This window comes from Streptomyces tropicalis, from assembly GCF_029269835.1.
GTDB lineage: Bacteria > Actinomycetota > Actinomycetes > Streptomycetales > Streptomycetaceae > Streptomyces > Streptomyces tropicalis.
On the sequence record NZ_JARJBB010000026.1, the window covers coordinates 39,600 to 57,068 of the forward strand.

Here is a 17,469-nt window from a genome sequence, read left to right on the forward strand (position 1 = left end):
CGTCGTCTCCGCGGTGCCGGACACGGAAGGGGCCCGTACCCAGTGGGTACGGGCCCCTTCCGGGGTTCACGCGGTCTCGTCCGCCAGCCCGATCTGGACCAGCGGCTTCCCTCGCCGCCGGGACACGAACACGCCCCGGCCGGCCGGCATCGGGCGGGGTCGCACCCCGCCCAGCAGGTCGCCCTCGCCGGGGTCGCCCGCGAGCACGACACCCTGCGCGCCGAGCTCCTTGACGCGCTGCATGAAGGACTCGTAGGCCGCCCGGCCGGCGCCCGCCGTGGAACGGGCGATGATGAAGCGCACGCCGACATCGCGTGCGAAGGGCAGCAGCTCCGTCAGTCCCGCCAGCGGGTTGCCGCTCGACGTGGACACCAGGTCGTAGTCGTCGATGACCACATAGACCGTCGGGCCCCGCCACCAGCTGCGCTCGCGCAGCTGCTCGGCAGTGACGTCCGACGTGGGCGTCCGGCGCTGCATCAGGTCGGCGAGCGCGTCCATGTGGTGCTGCATCTGGTTCGACATGGGGATGTACTCCGCCAGGTGCGAGTCCGGGGTCACACCCAGCAGCGACCGGCGGTTGTCGACCACGAACACCTTGCAGGAGTCGCCGTCGTACCGCTCGGTCAGGCCCTTGATGAGCAGCCGCAGCAGGTTCGACTTGCCGGACTCGCTCTCGCCGAAGACGAGGAAGAACGGGTCCTGGTCGAAGTCGACGAAGACCGGCTCCAGGTTGTCCTCGTCCAGGGCGAACGCGATGCCGTGCCGCGGGAAGCGGTCGCCGGGGGGCAGCTGGACCGCCGGGAATTCGCGGGGCAGCAGACGCACCGCGGGGGCACCCGGCTGCTGCCAGTGCCGGCTCACCTCGGTGGTGAGAGCCGCCGTCGCCTCCGCGAGGTCGGTGTCCGAGGAGAGACCGTCGAGCCGGGGCACCGCCGCCATGAAGTGCTGGTTCTGCGCGGTCTGACCACGACCGGGCACCCCGGTCGGCACGTTCGCCGCGACCTTGCGGTCGAACTCGGAGTCCATCGGGTCGCCGAGCCGCAGCTCCAGCCGGTTCATCAGGTGGTCCTTGAGGTTGGAGCGCACCTCCATGGACCGCGACGCGGTGAGGACCAGGTGGATGCCGTAACCGAGGCCGCGCGCGGCGATGTCCAGGACGACCGGCTCCAGGGCGTCGTAGTCGGTGCGGAAGTTGCCCCAGCCGTCGATGACGAGGAACACGTCGCCCCAGGGCTGGTCCGTCACCGAGATGTCACCACTGGCCCGCCGGGCACGGAACTCGGCGATGGAGGAGATGCCCGCCGAGCGGAAGTACTCCTCCCGGCGCGTCATCACGCCGTACACCTCCGCCGCGGTCCGCCGCACCTTCTCCGGGTCCAGACGCGAGGCGACACCACCCACGTGCGGCAGACCGGCCACCGCGGACATCCCGCCACCGCCGAAGTCCAGCCCGTAGAACTGCACTTCCTGAGGGGTGTGCGTGAGCGCGAAGGCGGCGATCAGGGAGCGGACCAGCGTCGACTTGCCGGACTGCGGCCCGCCGAGGATCTGCATGTGGCCGGCCGCACCGCCGAAGTCGACCCACAGCGGGTCGCGCCGCTGCTCGTAGGGCTTGTCGACGAGACCGGCGGGGACGACGAGCCGGCCCGCGCCGTCGTACCCGGGCTGGGTCAGGCCCCGGCCCGGCTCGGGGGCGAGACCGGGCAGCAGGAAGTCCAGTGACGGCGGGCTGTCCAGCGGGGGGAGCCACACCTGGTGGGCGGACGGGCCCTGCGCCTCCAGCCGGCGCACGATCACGTCGAGCACGGTGTCGGCGAGCGCGTCGTCCTTCTGCTCCCGCACGACCTCCTTGCGCTGGCGGGGCACCGCTGCGTACTGCACCGGCACCTGCGCCGCGGTGAACACGACCGGCCTGCGGTCGACGGGCAGCGGACCGCCCGCGGCGACCGCCTGCTGCGCGCCCGTGCGGTACACGCCCGAGACGTAGGCCGCCTTGAAGCGGACCATCTCGTCGGTGCCGTACTTCAGGAATCCGGACCCCGGCACGTTCGGCAGCTCGTAGGCGTCCGGGACACCGAGCGCCGCACGCGACTCGGCGGCCGAGAAGGTGCGCAGACCGACGCGGTAGGAGAGGTAGGTCTCCAGGCCGCGCAGCCGGCCCTCCTCCAGCCGCTGCGAGGCGAGCAGCAGGTGCACGCCGAGCGATCGGCCGATCCGGCCGATCTGCACGAACATCTCGATGAAGTCCGGCTTGGCGGTGAGCAGTTCGCTGAACTCGTCGATCACCAGGACCAGGGACGGAATCGGCTGCAGCGGGGCGCCGGCCGAGCGTGCCTTCTCGTAGTCGCGGATGTTGGCGTAGTTGCCCGCGTCGCGGAGCAGCTCCTGACGGCGGTTGAGTTCGCCGCGGATCGAGTCGCCCATGCGGTCGACGAGGGTGAGGTCGTCCGCGAGGTTGGTGATGACGGCCGCGACATGGGGAAGCTGCGCCATGCCCGCGAAGGTGGCGCCGCCCTTGAAGTCCGCGAGGACGAAGTTCAAGGTCTCCGAGGAGTGGGTCACCGCGAGGCCCAGCACCAGGGTGCGCAGCAGTTCGGACTTGCCGGAACCGGTGGCGCCGACACAGAGTCCGTGCGGGCCCATGCCCTCCTGTGCCGCCTCCTTGAGGTCGAGCATCACGGGGCGGCCGTCCTCGCCGAGGCCGATCGGCACCCGGAGCCGGTCGGCCTGCGCACGGGGGCGCCAGGTCCGCCGGGGATCGACGGACGCGGCGTCGCCGAGGCTCAGCAGATCCGTGAACTCCAGGTTGGCGAGCAGCGGTTCGTCGTCGTCACCGCCCGAGGCCATGCGCAGCGGCGCCAACTGGCGGGCCAGGGCCTCGGCCGCCTCGTACGACAGGACGTCCGGAGTGCCCTCGTAGACCATGCCCTGCGCCGACTCCAGGCGCAGCTCCTCCGGCCGGACGATCACGGAGAGGTCGCCGCGCCCGGAGGCGAGGTCACCGGGCACGATCTCCAGGACCGTGACCCCCTGCAGGCCCTCCGGCCCGGCCAGCAGGGAGGAGGGCGGCAGGGAGACACCGTCGAGGACGACCAGCAGATGCGGCTGCTCGGGCACCGGCGGCCCGCCCGGGTGGAACCGCGGCCGGCCCTCGAGGCGGGAGGCGAGCAGGTCGTCCAGCTCCGTCGGGTCGGTGGTGATCAGACGCCGGCTGCCGGCGCCGTCCGCGGTGTCCGGAACCTGCACGTGCGGCAGCCACTTGGCCCACTCCCAGGCGGGCGCGGACCCGCGACCGGCGGCCACCGCCACGACGAGGTCCTCGGGAGAGTGCAGCGAGGTGAGCGAGGCGGTGATCGCACGCGCGGCGCCGCGCACGGTGTCCTGCTGCCCGCTGACCGTCACGTGGTAGAAGGCGCGCAGCGAGACCGCCATCGGCAGTGCGTCCAGCGTGCCGTGGGAGGACACGAAGCGCTGCATGGCGCCCGCGGTCAGCGGTTCCAGTTCCTCGACCGGACCGGTCTCCGGTGCCACCAGGGCAGTGGCGAGGGACTGCGCTCCGAGGCCCACCCGGACCTGCCCGAAGTCCTCGTCCCCGGAACGCCGTTCCCACACCCGGCTGCCCTCGGCGACCAGCGCCCACAGTTGCTCGGGCGAAGGGTGCAGGAAGAACTGGGCGTCGCGCTGCGCCCGCGCGGTGTCCAGCGCGCTGCGCCGGGTCTGCGAGAGATAGCGAAGGTAGTCGCGCCGCAGATCGGCCATCTGTCCCTGGCTGCCGCGGCGGTAGCGCACCAGCATCGAGATTCCCATGGCGATCGTGGACGCCACCATCACCATGCCCATGATCTTCATGAAGGGCTGGGCCTGCGGGTTGAAGAAGAAGACCACCGAACCGCCCATGCCGAGCATGGGCAGCAACTGCATCAGTGCGCCCTCCTGCTGACCCCGCGGAAGCTCCGGCGGGGGCTGCAGGACGACATCTTCCGTGGGCACGTCCTTCGGCAGAACCCTGGGCGGGCGCTTGACGATGATCTGGCTCACTACGCACCAATTCTCTTGACGACCGAGAATTTCTGTCCGCCGCCCCGTCTCAGGCGAACGCCGATCGCGAACCGCGATCCTACTGACAACGGCGGACGGTGACGGGCGGTAGGGTGCCGGTGAGACATGTGAGCAGGTGCGAATCGGCCCGGGAAAACCGGGCAATCCGCGACGTACGAAGCACGTGTCCTCCGTGAGCCCCGGTCCCGGTGGCGAAGTCGACCGCCGGTGCGGGTGCCGTGACGGAAACCCGCGAGGAACGTGCACAGGATCTTTACGGCCGGTGCGGCGCGGCGCAGGAATGGCCGGCCGCACCAGCGACGAGGGGGAACAGCAGGTGAGCATGACGGCCTCCGCACCGGCCGGCGCCAACGCCGGACCGGGCACCGGGGCCCCTTCGGGGGCGAGCACCGGCTTCGGCTTCTGCCGGGTCACCATCGTGGCGCCCGACAGCCGCATCGACGTCGCGCTGCCCGACGACGTACCGGTCGCCGACCTGTACCCGGAGATCCTGCGGCTGTCCCGTCAGAGCGCCGCGGAGGGGGCGCCCGTCGGCTACCACCTCGTGCGCCGCGACGGCGCCGTCCTCGACAGTGCGCGCTCCTTCGCGGCGCAGCGCATCCTCGACGGCGAACTGCTCACGCTCCGCCCGTTCTCGGAGTCCCTGCCTCCCGCGGTCTTCGACGACGTCTCCGAGGCGGTCGCCTCGGCCGTCACCCGGGACCACGCCCTGTGGAGCGGCGACCTCACCCGCGCCGCCGGCCTGGTCGCGGGAGGGCTCCTGCCCGCTCTGCTCGCCTTCGTCGCCTGGAGCTCCCAGCTCCGGCACGACATGCACAGCCTGCAGGGTGTCCTGGCCGCCGTCGCCGGCGTCCTCCTCGCCACCGTCGCCTGCGTGCGCGCACGCGTGTACGACGACCGCGGCTCCGCCGTGGCCCTCGGGCTCGGGGCGCTGCCGAACATCGCCGTGGCCGGCTCCGGACTGCTGCCCCTGTCCGCGGGCCAGGGGACCGGGCGGCTGCAGTTCCTGCTCGCCTGCACCGCCGTACTGATCACCGCCGTGGTGCTCACGCTGGTCGCGCCGAGCGGCGACGGTCCCTTCGTGGCCTTCGTCTTCGCCTCGGCGATCGGCCTGGTGACCACCTTCATCGCGATCCTGACCGACATCCGGCCCGTGGAGACGGCGGCCGTGGGCGCCCCGGTCGCGGTCGGCGCACTCGCCTTCCTGCCCGCCCTGTCGATGCGCTTCGCGCGGCTGCCCATCGGCTTCCAGCCCCCCAGCCCGGCCCGCGGGGGCTACGCCTCGGGCGAGCAGGGCCCGCAGGAAACCGTCGACGCCGAGCGCATCGCCGCGCAGGCGCACCGCGGTCACGAACTCCTCATCGGTCTCGTCGGCGGCTGCGCGCTCGTCGCCGTGGGCGCGTCGATCGTCCTCGGCTTCTCCAGCAACATCTGGGCGGAACTCCTCGCGCTGGCCACCGGTGTCGCCCTGATCATGCGCGCCGGCCTGTTCCGGTACACGGCCCAGGTCGCCGTCGTTCTGGCCGCCGGCCTCGCGGGTCTCGTCTTCCTCGGGCTCGGCCTCGCACTGAATCCCCCCAGGTCCTATGTGATCGAAGCACTCCAGGGCGACACCTCCGGCCTCGACATCCGCAGTGTGTGGCTCGCCGCGGTGGTCGGCGCCGCGGCGGCCCTGGTGACCGCGATCGCCCTCATCACGCCGCGCCGGGGGGTCACTCCCTTCTGGGGCCGCTTCCTCGAGATCGCGGAGAGCTTCGTCCTGCTGACCCTGGTCCCGCTGACGCTGGCCGTCTTCAACGTCTACGCGACCGTCCGCTCGATGACGGGCTGATCCGGGCACAAGTCGGCGCCGTCCGCGCCCGTCCCCCCGAGCGGCCGAGTGCCACGCGGCGGACTCGGCGCGTTCCCAGGCCGGTGCACGGCGCCTGCCGAGGTCTTCGTCCTGCCGCCCCGACTCCAGGGCGGCAGGTCTTCGCCCTGGCGCCCCGGATCCCGCCGGCCCCGGGCGCCCGGGACGTGCACGCGACCGTCGCGCCCACGACGAGGCGGCCCACCTCACCCCCCACCCGACGCAACAGCGCACGCCCCGGCATGCGGCCGGCCGTGCGACGAAGGGACCCTGCCGCGTGAGTCTCGGCCCGCCCCCTCCCTATACACCCAGTCCACGGTCGCGGCCGACGGCTCGTCGGGGGCGCGGTGGCCCTGGTTCTCGTCGCTGCCCTGAGCGTCGTGGGCGTGCTGTGGTCCACCGCGCACCACAACGGGTCCGCCGAGGGCGCGGCAGCGGCCGCTCCGGGACCGGACGACATCAAGCACCCCACGTGCGGGGGAAGGGGTGCCCCGGCCGATCACACCCCCCTCAGCCCGTGCCCCCCGCCTCCGTCCCGCCGCCCTCCGGCGCCGGCTCCAGGTCGAACTCCCCGTCCCGTGCCCCCAGCACGAACGCCCGCCACTCGGCCTCCGTGTACCGCAGCACCGTGCCGGGGTCGAGGGAGGAGCGCATGGCCACGGCGCCCTCGGGGAGGTAGGCGATCTCGACGCGCTCCTCGTGCGCCTCCGTGCCCGGGGCGCCGTGCCACTGGGCGCCGGAGATGTCGAGGGCGTACAGCTCGTCCCGCTCGCGCTCCTTGCGAGCCCTGATCTCGGCTTCCGTCTCCGCCATGCCGCAGCGTCCCCTTCCCGACGTCCGTACCGGTCGAGCGTCACCCTAGTGGGCCGGGCGCTCCCACCAGCACGATTCCGGGGAGAGGTGCCGGAGCGGCCGGAACCGCCTGGTACCCTGTGTGACGGCCGTTCGTGTACGCACCTCCGGGACCCTTCACGGGACCTGGGGGCAGCGCCCAGCGGATCCCCGCCTTCCGAGTCATGGAAGCTCCCTCGAGATGCAGACCGGGGGCACTCGGTGGCCACTCACAGACTATTGAGGAGTACGCGTGTCGCTCGACGCCGCCACGAAGAAGCAGATCATCTCCGAGTTCGGTACCAAGGAGGGTGACACCGGCTCCCCCGAGGTCCAGGTCGCCATGCTGTCCCGCCGGATCACCGACCTGACCGAGCACCTCAAGATGCACAAGCACGACCACCACTCCCGTCGTGGTCTGCTGATCCTGGTCGGTCAGCGCCGCCGTCTGCTGCAGTACCTCGCCAAGAAGGACATCCAGCGCTTCCGTGCGCTGGTCGACCGCCTCGGCATCCGCCGTGGTGCGGCGGGCGCCAAGTAGTACGCCGTGAAGGGAGCGGTTCCCGGGAGACAGGGAGCCGCTCCCTTTGCCGTAGGTACGGCACACCTCCGTCGTACGTGCGGAAACGTGCGGAGTGTCACCGACGCTTTGTAGTGTGGTAGCACAACGCAGTACGTACGACGCAGCGTGAGGGGCCCCACCCGTTCGGGCGGGTCCCCGGCACGCCCCACGCACGAGGAGGAGCGCACCTCGCCGCCGCCGGTCCTCGGTAGTGGCCCCCGGGGACCGCATCCCGGGTGCTTCGATCGAAGACCGGCCCGCACCGGAAGCGCGCTTCTCCGTCACCGTCCCCCGGCCATACGGGCCGACGGGACCAAAGACGACATGTAACGGAGAAAACGCTAGTGGAGAACGAGACCCACTACGCCGAGGCCGTCATCGACAACGGCTCCTTCGGCACCCGCACCATCCGCTTCGAGACGGGCCGCCTGGCCAAGCAGGCCGCCGGCTCCGCCGTCGCGTACCTGGACGACGACACCATGGTGCTGTCGGCCACCAGCGCGTCCAAGAAGCCCAAGGACCAGCTCGACTTCTTCCCCCTGACGGTCGACGTCGAGGAGCGGATGTACGCCGCGGGCAAGATCCCCGGCAGCTTCTTCCGCCGCGAGGGCCGGCCCTCCGAGGACGCCGTCCTCACCTGCCGCCTCATCGACCGCCCGCTGCGCCCGTCCTTCAAGAAGGGCCTGCGCAACGAGATCCAGGTCGTCGCCACGATCATGGCGCTCAACCCCGACCACCTGTACGACGTCGTGGCGATCAACGCCGCCTCCGCGTCCACGCAGCTGGCCGGTCTGCCCTTCTCCGGCCCGGTCGGCGGCGTCCGCGTCGCGCTGATCAACGGCCAGTGGGTCGCGTTCCCGACGCACACCGAGCTCGAGGACGCCGTCTTCGACATGGTCGTCGCCGGCCGCGTCCTGGAGGACGGCGACGTCGCGATCATGATGGTCGAGGCCGAGGCCACCGACAAGACCATCCAGCTGGTCAAGGGCGGCGCCGAGGCGCCGACCGAGGAGGTCGTCGCCGCCGGTCTCGAGGCCGCGAAGCCCTTCATCAAGGTCCTGTGCAAGGCGCAGTCGGACCTCGCCGCGAAGGCCGCCAAGCCGACCGCCGAGTTCCCGATCTTCCTGGACTACGAGGACGACGTCTTCGAGGCCCTCAGCACCGCCGTCACGAGCGAGCTCGCCCAGGCGCTCACCATCGCCGGCAAGCAGGAGCGCGAGTCCGAGCTGGACCGCGTCAAGGAGATCGCCGCCGAGAAGCTGCTCCCGCAGTTCGAGGGCCGCGAGAAGGAGATCTCCGCCGCCTACCGGGCGCTGACCAAGAAGCTGGTCCGCGAGCGCGTCATCAAGGACAAGGTCCGCATCGACGGCCGCGGCGTCACGGACATCCGTACGCTCGCCGCCGAGGTCGAGGCCATCCCGCGCGTGCACGGCTCGGCGCTGTTCGAGCGTGGCGAGACCCAGATCCTGGGCGTCACCACCCTCAACATGCTCCGCATGGAGCAGCAGCTGGACACCCTCTCCCCGGTGACCCGCAAGCGCTACATGCACAACTACAACTTCCCGCCGTACTCCGTCGGTGAGACCGGCCGCGTCGGCTCCCCGAAGCGCCGCGAGATCGGCCACGGCGCGCTCGCCGAGCGCGCGATCGTGCCGGTCCTGCCGACCCGCGAGGAGTTCCCCTACGCGATCCGTCAGGTGTCCGAGGCCCTCGGCTCCAACGGCTCGACGTCCATGGGCTCGGTCTGCGCCTCCACCATGTCGCTGCTCAACGCCGGTGTGCCGCTCAAGGCCCCCGTCGCCGGTATCGCCATGGGTCTGATCTCCCAGGAGATCGACGGCCAGACGCACTACGTCGCCCTCACCGACATCCTCGGTGCGGAGGACGCCTTCGGCGACATGGACTTCAAGGTCGCCGGCACCAAGGAGTTCGTGACCGCCCTCCAGCTCGACACCAAGCTGGACGGCATCCCGGCCTCCGTCCTGGCCGCGGCCCTCAAGCAGGCCCGCGACGCCCGCCTCCACATCCTCGACGTGATGATGGAAGCGATCGACACGCCGGACGAGATGTCCCCGAACGCCCCGCGGATCATCACCGTCAAGATCCCCGTGGACAAGATCGGCGAGGTCATCGGCCCCAAGGGCAAGATGATCAACCAGATCCAGGAGGACACCGGCGCCGAGATCACGATCGAGGACGACGGCACCATCTACATCGGTGCCGCCGACGGCCCGGCCGCCGAGGCCGCCCGCGCCACGATCAACGGCATCGCCAACCCGACCATGCCGGAGGTCGGCGAGCGCTACCTGGGCACCGTCGTGAAGACGACGACCTTCGGTGCGTTCGTGTCGCTGCTCCCGGGCAAGGACGGTCTGCTGCACATCTCGCAGATCCGCAAGCTCGCCGGCGGCAAGCGCGTGGAGAACGTCGAGGACGTCCTCGGTGTGGGCCACAAGGTCCAGGTCGAGATCGCCGAGATCGACTCCCGCGGCAAGCTCTCCCTCGTTCCGGTGATCGAGGGCGAGGACGGCTCCAGCGACGACAAGAAGGACGACGCCGACAAGTGACGTCCCGTGGCTTCAAGGCGACGGCCCGCACCTCCTCGGAGGCGCGGGCCGTCGCCCGTACCCAAACCCTGATCAAGGGCACCAACGGCATCGGCACCGTCCGCAGGACCACCCTCCCCGGCGGCCTGCGCATCGTGACCGAGACCCAGCCCTCCGTGCGCTCGGCCACCTTCGGCATCTGGGCGCACGTCGGCTCCCGCGACGAGACCCCCTCGCTCAACGGCGCCACGCACTATCTGGAGCACCTGCTCTTCAAGGGCACCGCCCGCAGGTCCGCCCTGGACATCTCCGCCGCCCTCGACGCGGTCGGCGGCGAGATGAACGCGTTCACGGCGAAGGAGTACACGTGCTACTACGCGCGCGTGCTCGACACCGACCTGCCGCTCGCCATCGACGTCGTGTGCGACATGCTCACCGGCTCGCTGATCCTGGAGGAGGACGTCGACGTCGAGCGCGGCGCGATCCTCGAGGAGATCGCGATGACCGAGGACGACCCGGGCGACTGCGTGCACGACCTGTTCGCGCACACCATGTTCGGCGACAGCGCGCTCGGCCGGCCGGTCCTCGGCACCGTCGACACGGTCAACGCGCTCACCGCCGACCGCATCCGCCGCTTCTACCGCAAGCACTACGACCCCACCCACCTCGTCGTCGCCTGCGCCGGCAACGTCGACCACCAGAAGGTCGTACGCCAGGTCCGCGCCGCCTTCGAGAAGGCGAGCGCCTTCCGCGCCCCGCAGGCCGAGCCCATCGGACCCCGCGAGGGCCGCCGCACCGTCCGCGCCGCCGGCCGGATGGAGCTGCTCGGCCGCAAGACCGAGCAGGCGCACGTCGTCCTGGGCATGCCGGGCCTGGCCCGCACCGACGACCGCCGCTGGGCCCTCGGCGTACTGAACACGGCCCTCGGCGGCGGCATGTCCTCGCGCCTGTTCCAGGAGGTCCGCGAGAAGCGCGGCCTGGCCTACAGCGTGTACTCCTACACGTCCGGCTTCGCCGACTGCGGACTCTTCGGCGTGTACGCGGGCTGCCGCCCGAGCCAGGTGCACGACGTGCTGCAGATCTGCCGCGACGAACTCGACCAGGTCGCCGAGCACGGCCTGTCCGACGACGAGATCGCCCGCGCCGTCGGCCAGCTCCAGGGCTCCACCGTCCTCGGCCTGGAGGACACGGGTGCGCTGATGAACCGTATCGGCAAGAGTGAACTGTGCTGGGGCGAGCAGATGTCCGTCGACGACATGCTGGCCCGGATCGCCGCGGTGACCGCCGACGAGGTCCGCTCGGTGGCCCGCGACATCCTGGGACAGCGCCCGTCGCTGTCGGTCATCGGCCCGCTCAAGGACAAGCAGGCCGCCCGGCTCCAGGCCGCCGTCGCCTGACCGGGGCCACCGGCGGGGCCGCGCGGCGCGGCCCCCCGGGGTCCCAGCCCGCAACCCGTCTTCGGTAAGGAAGCAAGAGATGAGCAAGCTGCGCGTGGCGGTCCTCGGCGCCAAGGGCCGGATCGGGTCCGAGGCGGTACGGGCGGTCGAGGCCGCCGAGGACATGGAGCTGGTGGCCGCGCTCGGCCGCGACGACAAGCTGGAGACGCTGGTGGAGACCGGCGCCCAGGTGGCCGTCGAGCTGACGAATCCGGCCTCGGTCATGGGCAACCTGGACTTCTGCGTCCGCCACGGCATCCACGGCGTCGTCGGCACCACCGGCTGGACCGACGACCGCCTGGCGCAGCTGAAGGGCTGGCTCGAGCAGTTCCCGGAGACCGGTGTGCTGATCGCCCCGAACTTCTCCATCGGCGCCGTGCTGACCATGAAGTTCGCCCAGATCGCCGCCCCGCTCTTCGAGTCCGTCGAGGTCGTGGAGCTGCACCACCCGAACAAGGCCGACGCCCCCAGCGGCACCGCCACCCGCACCGCCCAGCTGATCGCCGAGGCCCGCGCCCGGGCCGGCTCCGCACCGGCGCCGGACGCGACCGTCACCGCGCTGGAGGGGGCCCGCGGCGCCGACGTCGACGGCGTGCCCGTCCACGCGGTCCGCCTGCGCGGTCTCCTGGCCCACCAGGAGGTCCTGCTGGGCGGCGAGGGCGAGACGCTCACCATCCGCCACGACTCACTCCACCACAGCAGCTTCATGCCGGGCGTCCTGCTCGGCGTGCGCCGCGTGGTGACCACTCCGGGCCTGACCTTCGGCCTGGAGAACTTCCTCGACCTGAACTGAGCGAACCCGTCATGCGCGCGAAGATCACCTACCTCGTCACGGCCGCCGTCCTGGTCTTCTACTTCGTCCTGGTCGGCAGCCGCGGCGTCATGCTCCTGCAGGCCGGCACCCCGGTGACGGTCACCTTCGGGATCGCCGTACTGATCCTGCCGGTGATCGGCGTGTGGTTCCTGTGGAAGAACACCCAGTTCGTGCGCCGTGCCAACCGGCTCGCCGCCGAGCTCGACGCCGAGGGCGGCCTGCCCGTCGACGAGCTGCGGCGCACCGCCGGCGGGCGCATCGACCGCGACTCGGCCGACGAGGTGTTCGCCCGCCGCAAGGCCGAGACGGAGGACGCGCCCGGTGACTGGCGCACCTGGTTCCGCCTGGCCGTCGCCTACCACGACGCCCGGGACACCCCACGCGCCCGCAAGGCGATGCAGCGGGCCATCGCGCTGCACGACGGCCGGCCCTTCGAGTCCGCCTGACGGCCGGAGGCGTCCCGACACACCGGTGGGCCCGGACCGCGCTCGCGGTCCGGGCCCACCGGCACGAGAACGCCCCGGTCAGTCCCGCCGGTGTTCCTCGGCCCAGGCCTCCACGGTGTCGGCCGCCCGGTCGAAGGCCTCCGGGCGGGCCAGGAAGTCCGCGCTGTGCGTGGTCAGCAGCGGAGGCATCTCGCCCCGGGCCGCGCCCGCGCGCTCCAGGACCAGCGCCTGCCCCTGCACCGTGCGTGGCAGGCCGAGCCAGCGCACCGGCTGCTGCACCGTCCGGACGCTGCCGACCTGCGCCCACGTCGCCGTCCGGCTGACGAAGAACCCCACCTGGCGCAGCCCGCGGGAACTCACCCACACGCCCTGGCGCAGCATCCGCAGCGCACCGGCGATCACGGCCAGGGCGACCGCGAAGCAGAAGGCGGCGCCGGACACCGTGCCGGTCAGTGCGGTGATCACCGCGGCGAAGAGCACGAACGAGGACAGCAGGAGCAGCAGCGCGGCCGAGCCCACCCGCCACGGACCGGGCCGGTACGGACGCCGCCAGCGCTCGCGGTCGTCGAAGGGCAGCGCGACGTCCTCGGTGGTGTCGAAGGCACGGTCGGCCGTCAGGAAGGGCAGGGGCACGGCTGGTCCTCACTCGTCCACGCGTGGGCTGTGCCCGGTGAGGCTATCCGGCCGGCTGCCGGCTCACCACCCATGGGGGGCCATGGGAGGCGCCTCCCGCGCGCCGCGGGCCGCCGCAGCCCCGGCTCAGTGCCCGGGTGAGGCCTGCGACTGGGGCGTCTGGGCGGGGGACCGGTCTATGGACAGCGCCGGCGTCCCGAGGATCACGGATCCCACGAGCGCGGCGACGATGGTGAGGCCCAACAGGCAGCGCCCGGCCATCCGGCCGGCCGAGAGCCGCTCACGGGGCGGCGGCGTGACGTTGCTGCGGAATCTGTCGGCTTCGGAGACGAAGGCGAACGGGACGGGCTCGCGCCGACGGGACATCTCGGGTGCTTCTCTCTTCGAGGTTCGAACGACTCATTCTCCTCCATACAGACGAACGAACCGTCGCCGGGGTGCCCTGTTCCGCGGACTTCCCCGCGGCAGGCCGCCGGCGCCCGGATGTCGGTGCCGGGCCGTAGAGTGTTCGCGGCCCGAGAGACGTGATGGAAGGACCCCCCGCCCCGTGACCGACACCCCCGCCGACGACCTGAAGCCGAGCTTCCGCAGCGACGTCACCGTCGAGCTGGTCAAGCACACCGCGTCCGACGCCGACGTCCTGTTCGCCGCGCGCGTCTCGACCGTCGGGGAGCAGTCCCTGGAGGAGCTCGGCAAGGACCCGGAGCGCTCCAAGGGCCTGATCAACTACCTGATGCGGGACCGTCACGGCAGCCCCTTCGAGCACAACTCGATGACGTTCTTGATCAGTGCCCCGATCTTCGTCTTCCGCGAGTTCATGCGGCACCGGGTCGGCTGGTCGTACAACGAGGAGAGCGGCCGCTACCGCGAGCTGGAGCCCGTCTTCTACGTCCCCGACGCCTCCCGCAAGCTGGTCCAGGAGGGCCGCCCCGGGAAGTACCGCTTCGTCGAGGGCACCCAGGGCCAGCAGGAACTCGTCGGCCGGGTGATGGAGGACTCCTACCGGCAGGCGTACGAGGCGTACCAGGAGATGCTCGCCGCCGGCGTCGCCCGCGAGGTGGCCCGTTCGGTCCTTCCCGTCGGCCTGTTCTCGTCCATGTACGCCACGTGCAACGCACGCTCGCTGATGCACTTCCTCGGCCTGCGCACCCAGCACGAGCTGGCGAAGGTGCCGTCCTTCCCGCAGCGGGAGATCGAGATGGTCGGCGAGCTGATGGAGGCTGAGTGGGCCCGGCTGATGCCGCTCACCCACGCGGCCTTCAATGCCAACGGTCGCGTCGCGCCGTAGCCGCCTCGGGGACAGATGTACGGATCAGCCGTGCGAAGTGTCCGTATTGCGGCATTTAGAGAAGTTCATCTAGCCTGATCAAACGGACCCGGCACTGCTTGAACCCCCGAGCAGGCAGTGCCGGGTTCCACCTTTGTCACGACTTGTCGGCCGCCCCGCGGGCAGACCCCGCCCTGAGCAGCGAGTAGCGTGTTACCCATGGCTCCGACCTCCACTCCGCAGACCCCCTTCGGGCGGGTCCTCACCGCCATGGTCACGCCCTTCACGGCGGACGGCGCACTCGACCTCGACGGCGCGCAGCGGCTCGCCGCCCACCTGGTGGACGCAGGCAACGACGGCCTGATCGTCAACGGCACCACCGGCGAGTCCCCCACCACCAGCGATGCGGAGAAAGCGGAGCTCGTACGGGCGGTCGTGGAAGCGGTCGGCGATCGCGCCCACGTCGTGGCCGGGGTCGGCACCAACGACACCCACCACAGCATCGAGCTGGCCCGTGCCGCCGAGAAGGCCGGCGCGCACGGCCTGCTGACCGTCACGCCGTACTACAACAAGCCCCCTCAGGAGGGCCTGTACCGGCACTTCAAGGCCATCGCCGACGCCGCCGACCTGCCGGTCATGCTCTACGACATCCCGGGCCGCAGCGGGGTCCCGATCAACACGGAGACACTCGTCCGGCTGGCCGAGCACCCCCGGATCGTGGCCAACAAGGACGCCAAGGGCGACCTCGGCCGCGCGAGCTGGGCCATCGCCCACTCCGGCCTCGCCTGGTACTCCGGCGACGACATGCTGAACCTCCCCCTCCTCGCCGTCGGCGCGGTGGGCTTCGTCTCGGTCGTCGGCCACGTCGTCACCCCGGACCTGCGCGCCCTCGTGGAGGCGTACACCGCGGGCGACGTCCAGAAGGCCACCGAGATCCACCAGAAGCTGCTCCCGGTCTACACGGGCATGTTCCGCACCCAGGGCGTCATGACCACCAAGGCCGCGCTCGCCCTGCAGGGACTCCCCGGCGGGCCGCTGCGGCCGCCCATGGTCGAGCTGACGCCCGAGGAGACCGAACAGCTCAAGATCGATCTTGCCGCCGGCGGGGTACAGCTCTGACAACAAGACTTCGCGAGATTCCTCGCACCGCCCGGGCCACCGGGCACCCACAACTGAACAGCAGGACCCCGGTGCCTGCATTCCACAACGACAACTGCTTCTGCACGAACGTCACGCACGCCACGTGCCCACCGGTACGTGGCGTACGTGGTTGAGGAGAGTCTTTTGAGTCATCCGCACCCTGAACTCGGAACACCGCCGGCGCTGCCCGAGGGCGGCCTGCGCGTCACCCCGCTCGGCGGCCTCGGCGAGATCGGCCGGAACATGACGGTCTTCGAATACGGAGGCCGCCTGCTCATCGTCGACTGCGGAGTGCTCTTCCCCGAGGAGGAGCAGCCCGGAATCGACCTGATCCTTCCGGACTTCACATCCATCCGGGACCGCCTCGACGACATCGAGGGCATCGTCCTCACCCACGGCCACGAGGACCACATCGGCGGCGTCCCCTACCTCCTGCGGGAGAAGCCGGACATCCCCCTGATCGGCTCCAAGCTCACCCTCGCGCTGATCGAGGCCAAGCTCCAGGAGCACCGCATCCGCCCCTACACCCTCGAGGTGGCCGAGGGCATGCGCGAGCGGGTCGGCCCCTTCGACTGCGAATTCGTCGCGGTCAACCACTCCATCCCGGACGCCCTCGCGGTGGCCATCCGCACCCCCGCGGGCATGGTCGTCCACACCGGCGACTTCAAGATGGACCAGCTGCCGCTGGACAACCGGCTGACCGACCTGCACGCCTTCGCCCGGCTGAGCGAGGAGGGCATCGACCTCCTCCTCTCCGACTCGACCAACGCCGAGGTCCCCGGCTTCACGCCGCACGAGCGGGACATCTCCAGCGTCCTGCGCACGGTCTTCGCCGGCGCGCGCAAGCGGATCATCGTGGCCAGCTTCGCCAGCCACGTCCACCGCATCCAGCAGATCCTGGACGCGGCGCACGAGTACGGCCGCCGGGTCGCCTTCGTCGGCCGCTCGATGGTCCGCAACATGGGCATCGCCCGCGACCTCGGCTACCTGAAGGTGCCGCCGGGCCTGGTCGTGGACGTCAAGACGCTGGACGACCTGCCCGACCACGAGGTGGTCCTAGTCTGCACGGGCTCCCAGGGCGAGCCGATGGCGGCGCTGTCCCGGATGGCCAACCGCGACCACCAGATCCGGATCGTCCCGGGCGACACGGTGATCCTCGCGTCGTCGCTGATCCCGGGCAACGAGAACGCGGTGTACCGGGTCATCAACGGCCTCACCCGCTGGGGCGCCAACGTCGTCCACAAGGGCAACGCCAAGGTGCACGTCTCGGGCCACGCCTCGGCCGGCGAGCTGCTGTACTTCTACAACATCTGCCGCCCGAAGAACCTGATGCCGGTGCACGGCGAATGGCGCCATCTGCGCGCCAACGCCGAGCTGGGCGCCATGACCGGTGTGCCGCACGACCAGATCGTCATCGCCGAGGACGGCGTGACCGTCGACCTGGTCGAGGGCAAGGCCAGGATCTCCGGCAAGGTGCAGGCCGGATACGTCTACGTCGACGGCCTCTCCGTCGGCGACGTCGGCGAGCCCGCGCTGAAGGACCGCAAGATCCTCGGCGACGAGGGCATCATCTCGGTCTTCATCGTGGTGGACTCCACCACCGGCAAGATCACCGGGGGCCCGCACATCCAGGCCCGCGGCTCGGGCATCGACGACTCGGCCTTCGCCGGCGTCGTCCCGAAGATCGCCGAAGCGCTGGAGCGCTCGGCCCGGGAGGGGGTCGCGGAGACCCACCAGCTGCAGCAGCTCGTCCGCCGCACGCTGGGCAAGTGGGTGTCGGACACCTACCGGCGCCGGCCGATGATCCTCCCGGTCGTCGTGGAGGTCTGACACGGCGTTCGATCCTTCGTACGCATGAACTGGCGGCGGGGGGGGGGGGGGGGGGG

13 protein-coding genes are annotated in these 17,469 nt (G+C 71.2%); 9 read left to right on the forward strand and 4 right to left on the reverse strand.

Annotated features, from left to right (window positions below; translation table 11 throughout):
- Positions 1 to 66 precede the first annotated feature (66 nt).
- Entirely contained in the window at positions 67 to 4,038 is a 3,972-nt protein-coding gene (gene eccCa / locus P3H78_RS29500; RefSeq protein WP_276112229.1) for a type VII secretion protein EccCa, read from the reverse strand.
- A gap of 343 nt (positions 4,039 to 4,381) precedes the next feature.
- Between eccCa and eccD the strand changes: the two genes are divergently transcribed.
- The gene (gene eccD, locus P3H78_RS29505; RefSeq protein WP_276112243.1) at positions 4,382 to 5,890 is read left to right on the forward strand and encodes a type VII secretion integral membrane protein EccD; all 1,509 of its coding nucleotides are present in this window, start codon (positions 4,382 to 4,384) and stop codon (positions 5,888 to 5,890) included.
- A gap of 528 nt (positions 5,891 to 6,418) precedes the next feature.
- Here the strand turns inward: eccD and P3H78_RS29510 are convergent.
- Positions 6,419 to 6,721, reverse strand: coding sequence for a DUF397 domain-containing protein (locus P3H78_RS29510; RefSeq protein ID WP_276112230.1), 303 nt, complete (start codon positions 6,719 to 6,721; stop codon positions 6,419 to 6,421).
- Positions 6,722 to 6,992: 271 nt separating this feature from the next.
- Between P3H78_RS29510 and rpsO the strand changes: the two genes are divergently transcribed.
- The 5 genes from rpsO (at position 6,993) to P3H78_RS29535 (ending at position 12,543) form a co-directional block, all read left to right on the forward strand.
- Entirely contained in the window at positions 6,993 to 7,280 is a 288-nt protein-coding gene (gene rpsO / locus P3H78_RS29515; RefSeq protein ID WP_276112231.1) for a 30S ribosomal protein S15, read from the forward strand.
- A 365-nt stretch (positions 7,281 to 7,645) separates the two neighbouring features.
- Positions 7,646 to 9,868 carry a polyribonucleotide nucleotidyltransferase gene (locus tag P3H78_RS29520; RefSeq protein WP_276112232.1) on the forward strand — a complete coding sequence of 741 codons (2,223 nt, stop codon included), beginning with the start codon at positions 7,646 to 7,648 and terminating at the stop codon, positions 9,866 to 9,868.
- Positions 9,865 to 11,244 carry a M16 family metallopeptidase gene (locus P3H78_RS29525; RefSeq protein ID WP_276112233.1) on the forward strand — a complete coding sequence of 460 codons (1,380 nt, stop codon included), beginning with the start codon at positions 9,865 to 9,867 and terminating at the stop codon, positions 11,242 to 11,244. Before P3H78_RS29520 ends, P3H78_RS29525 begins: the two co-directional genes overlap by 4 nt.
- Positions 11,245 to 11,323: 79 nt before the next feature.
- Positions 11,324 to 12,076 (forward strand): 4-hydroxy-tetrahydrodipicolinate reductase, encoded by a 753-nt coding sequence (gene dapB, locus P3H78_RS29530; RefSeq protein WP_276112234.1) that lies wholly within the window; start codon positions 11,324 to 11,326, stop codon positions 12,074 to 12,076.
- A gap of 11 nt (positions 12,077 to 12,087) precedes the next feature.
- Positions 12,088 to 12,543: a tetratricopeptide repeat protein gene (locus P3H78_RS29535; RefSeq protein ID WP_276112235.1), complete on the forward strand. Its 456-nt coding sequence runs from the start codon at positions 12,088 to 12,090 to the stop codon at positions 12,541 to 12,543.
- A 78-nt stretch (positions 12,544 to 12,621) separates the two neighbouring features.
- On the opposite strand, the gene P3H78_RS29540 is transcribed toward P3H78_RS29535, so the two are convergent.
- Both P3H78_RS29540 and P3H78_RS29545 read right to left on the reverse strand, forming a co-directional pair.
- Complete coding sequence (locus P3H78_RS29540; protein WP_276112236.1) at positions 12,622 to 13,176, reverse strand: SCO5741 family PH domain-containing membrane protein; 555 nt, start codon at positions 13,174 to 13,176, stop codon at positions 12,622 to 12,624.
- Positions 13,177 to 13,302: 126 nt separating this feature from the next.
- Positions 13,303 to 13,542: a hypothetical protein gene (locus P3H78_RS29545; protein ID WP_276112237.1), complete on the reverse strand. Its 240-nt coding sequence runs from the start codon at positions 13,540 to 13,542 to the stop codon at positions 13,303 to 13,305.
- A 181-nt stretch (positions 13,543 to 13,723) separates the two neighbouring features.
- Here P3H78_RS29545 and thyX point away from each other — a divergent pair, with 181 nt between their 5' ends.
- The 3 genes from thyX (at position 13,724) to P3H78_RS29560 (ending at position 17,413) form a co-directional block, all read left to right on the forward strand.
- The gene (thyX, locus tag P3H78_RS29550) at positions 13,724 to 14,464 is read left to right on the forward strand and encodes an FAD-dependent thymidylate synthase (RefSeq protein WP_276112238.1); all 741 of its coding nucleotides are present in this window, start codon (positions 13,724 to 13,726) and stop codon (positions 14,462 to 14,464) included.
- A gap of 198 nt (positions 14,465 to 14,662) precedes the next feature.
- Positions 14,663 to 15,562 (forward strand): 4-hydroxy-tetrahydrodipicolinate synthase, encoded by a 900-nt coding sequence (dapA, locus tag P3H78_RS29555; protein WP_276112239.1) that lies wholly within the window; start codon positions 14,663 to 14,665, stop codon positions 15,560 to 15,562.
- 165 nt (positions 15,563 to 15,727) lie between these two features.
- A complete protein-coding gene (locus P3H78_RS29560; protein ID WP_276112240.1) occupies positions 15,728 to 17,413 on the forward strand; it encodes a ribonuclease J in 1,686 nt (561 codons plus the stop codon).
- Positions 17,414 to 17,469 lie beyond the last annotated feature (56 nt).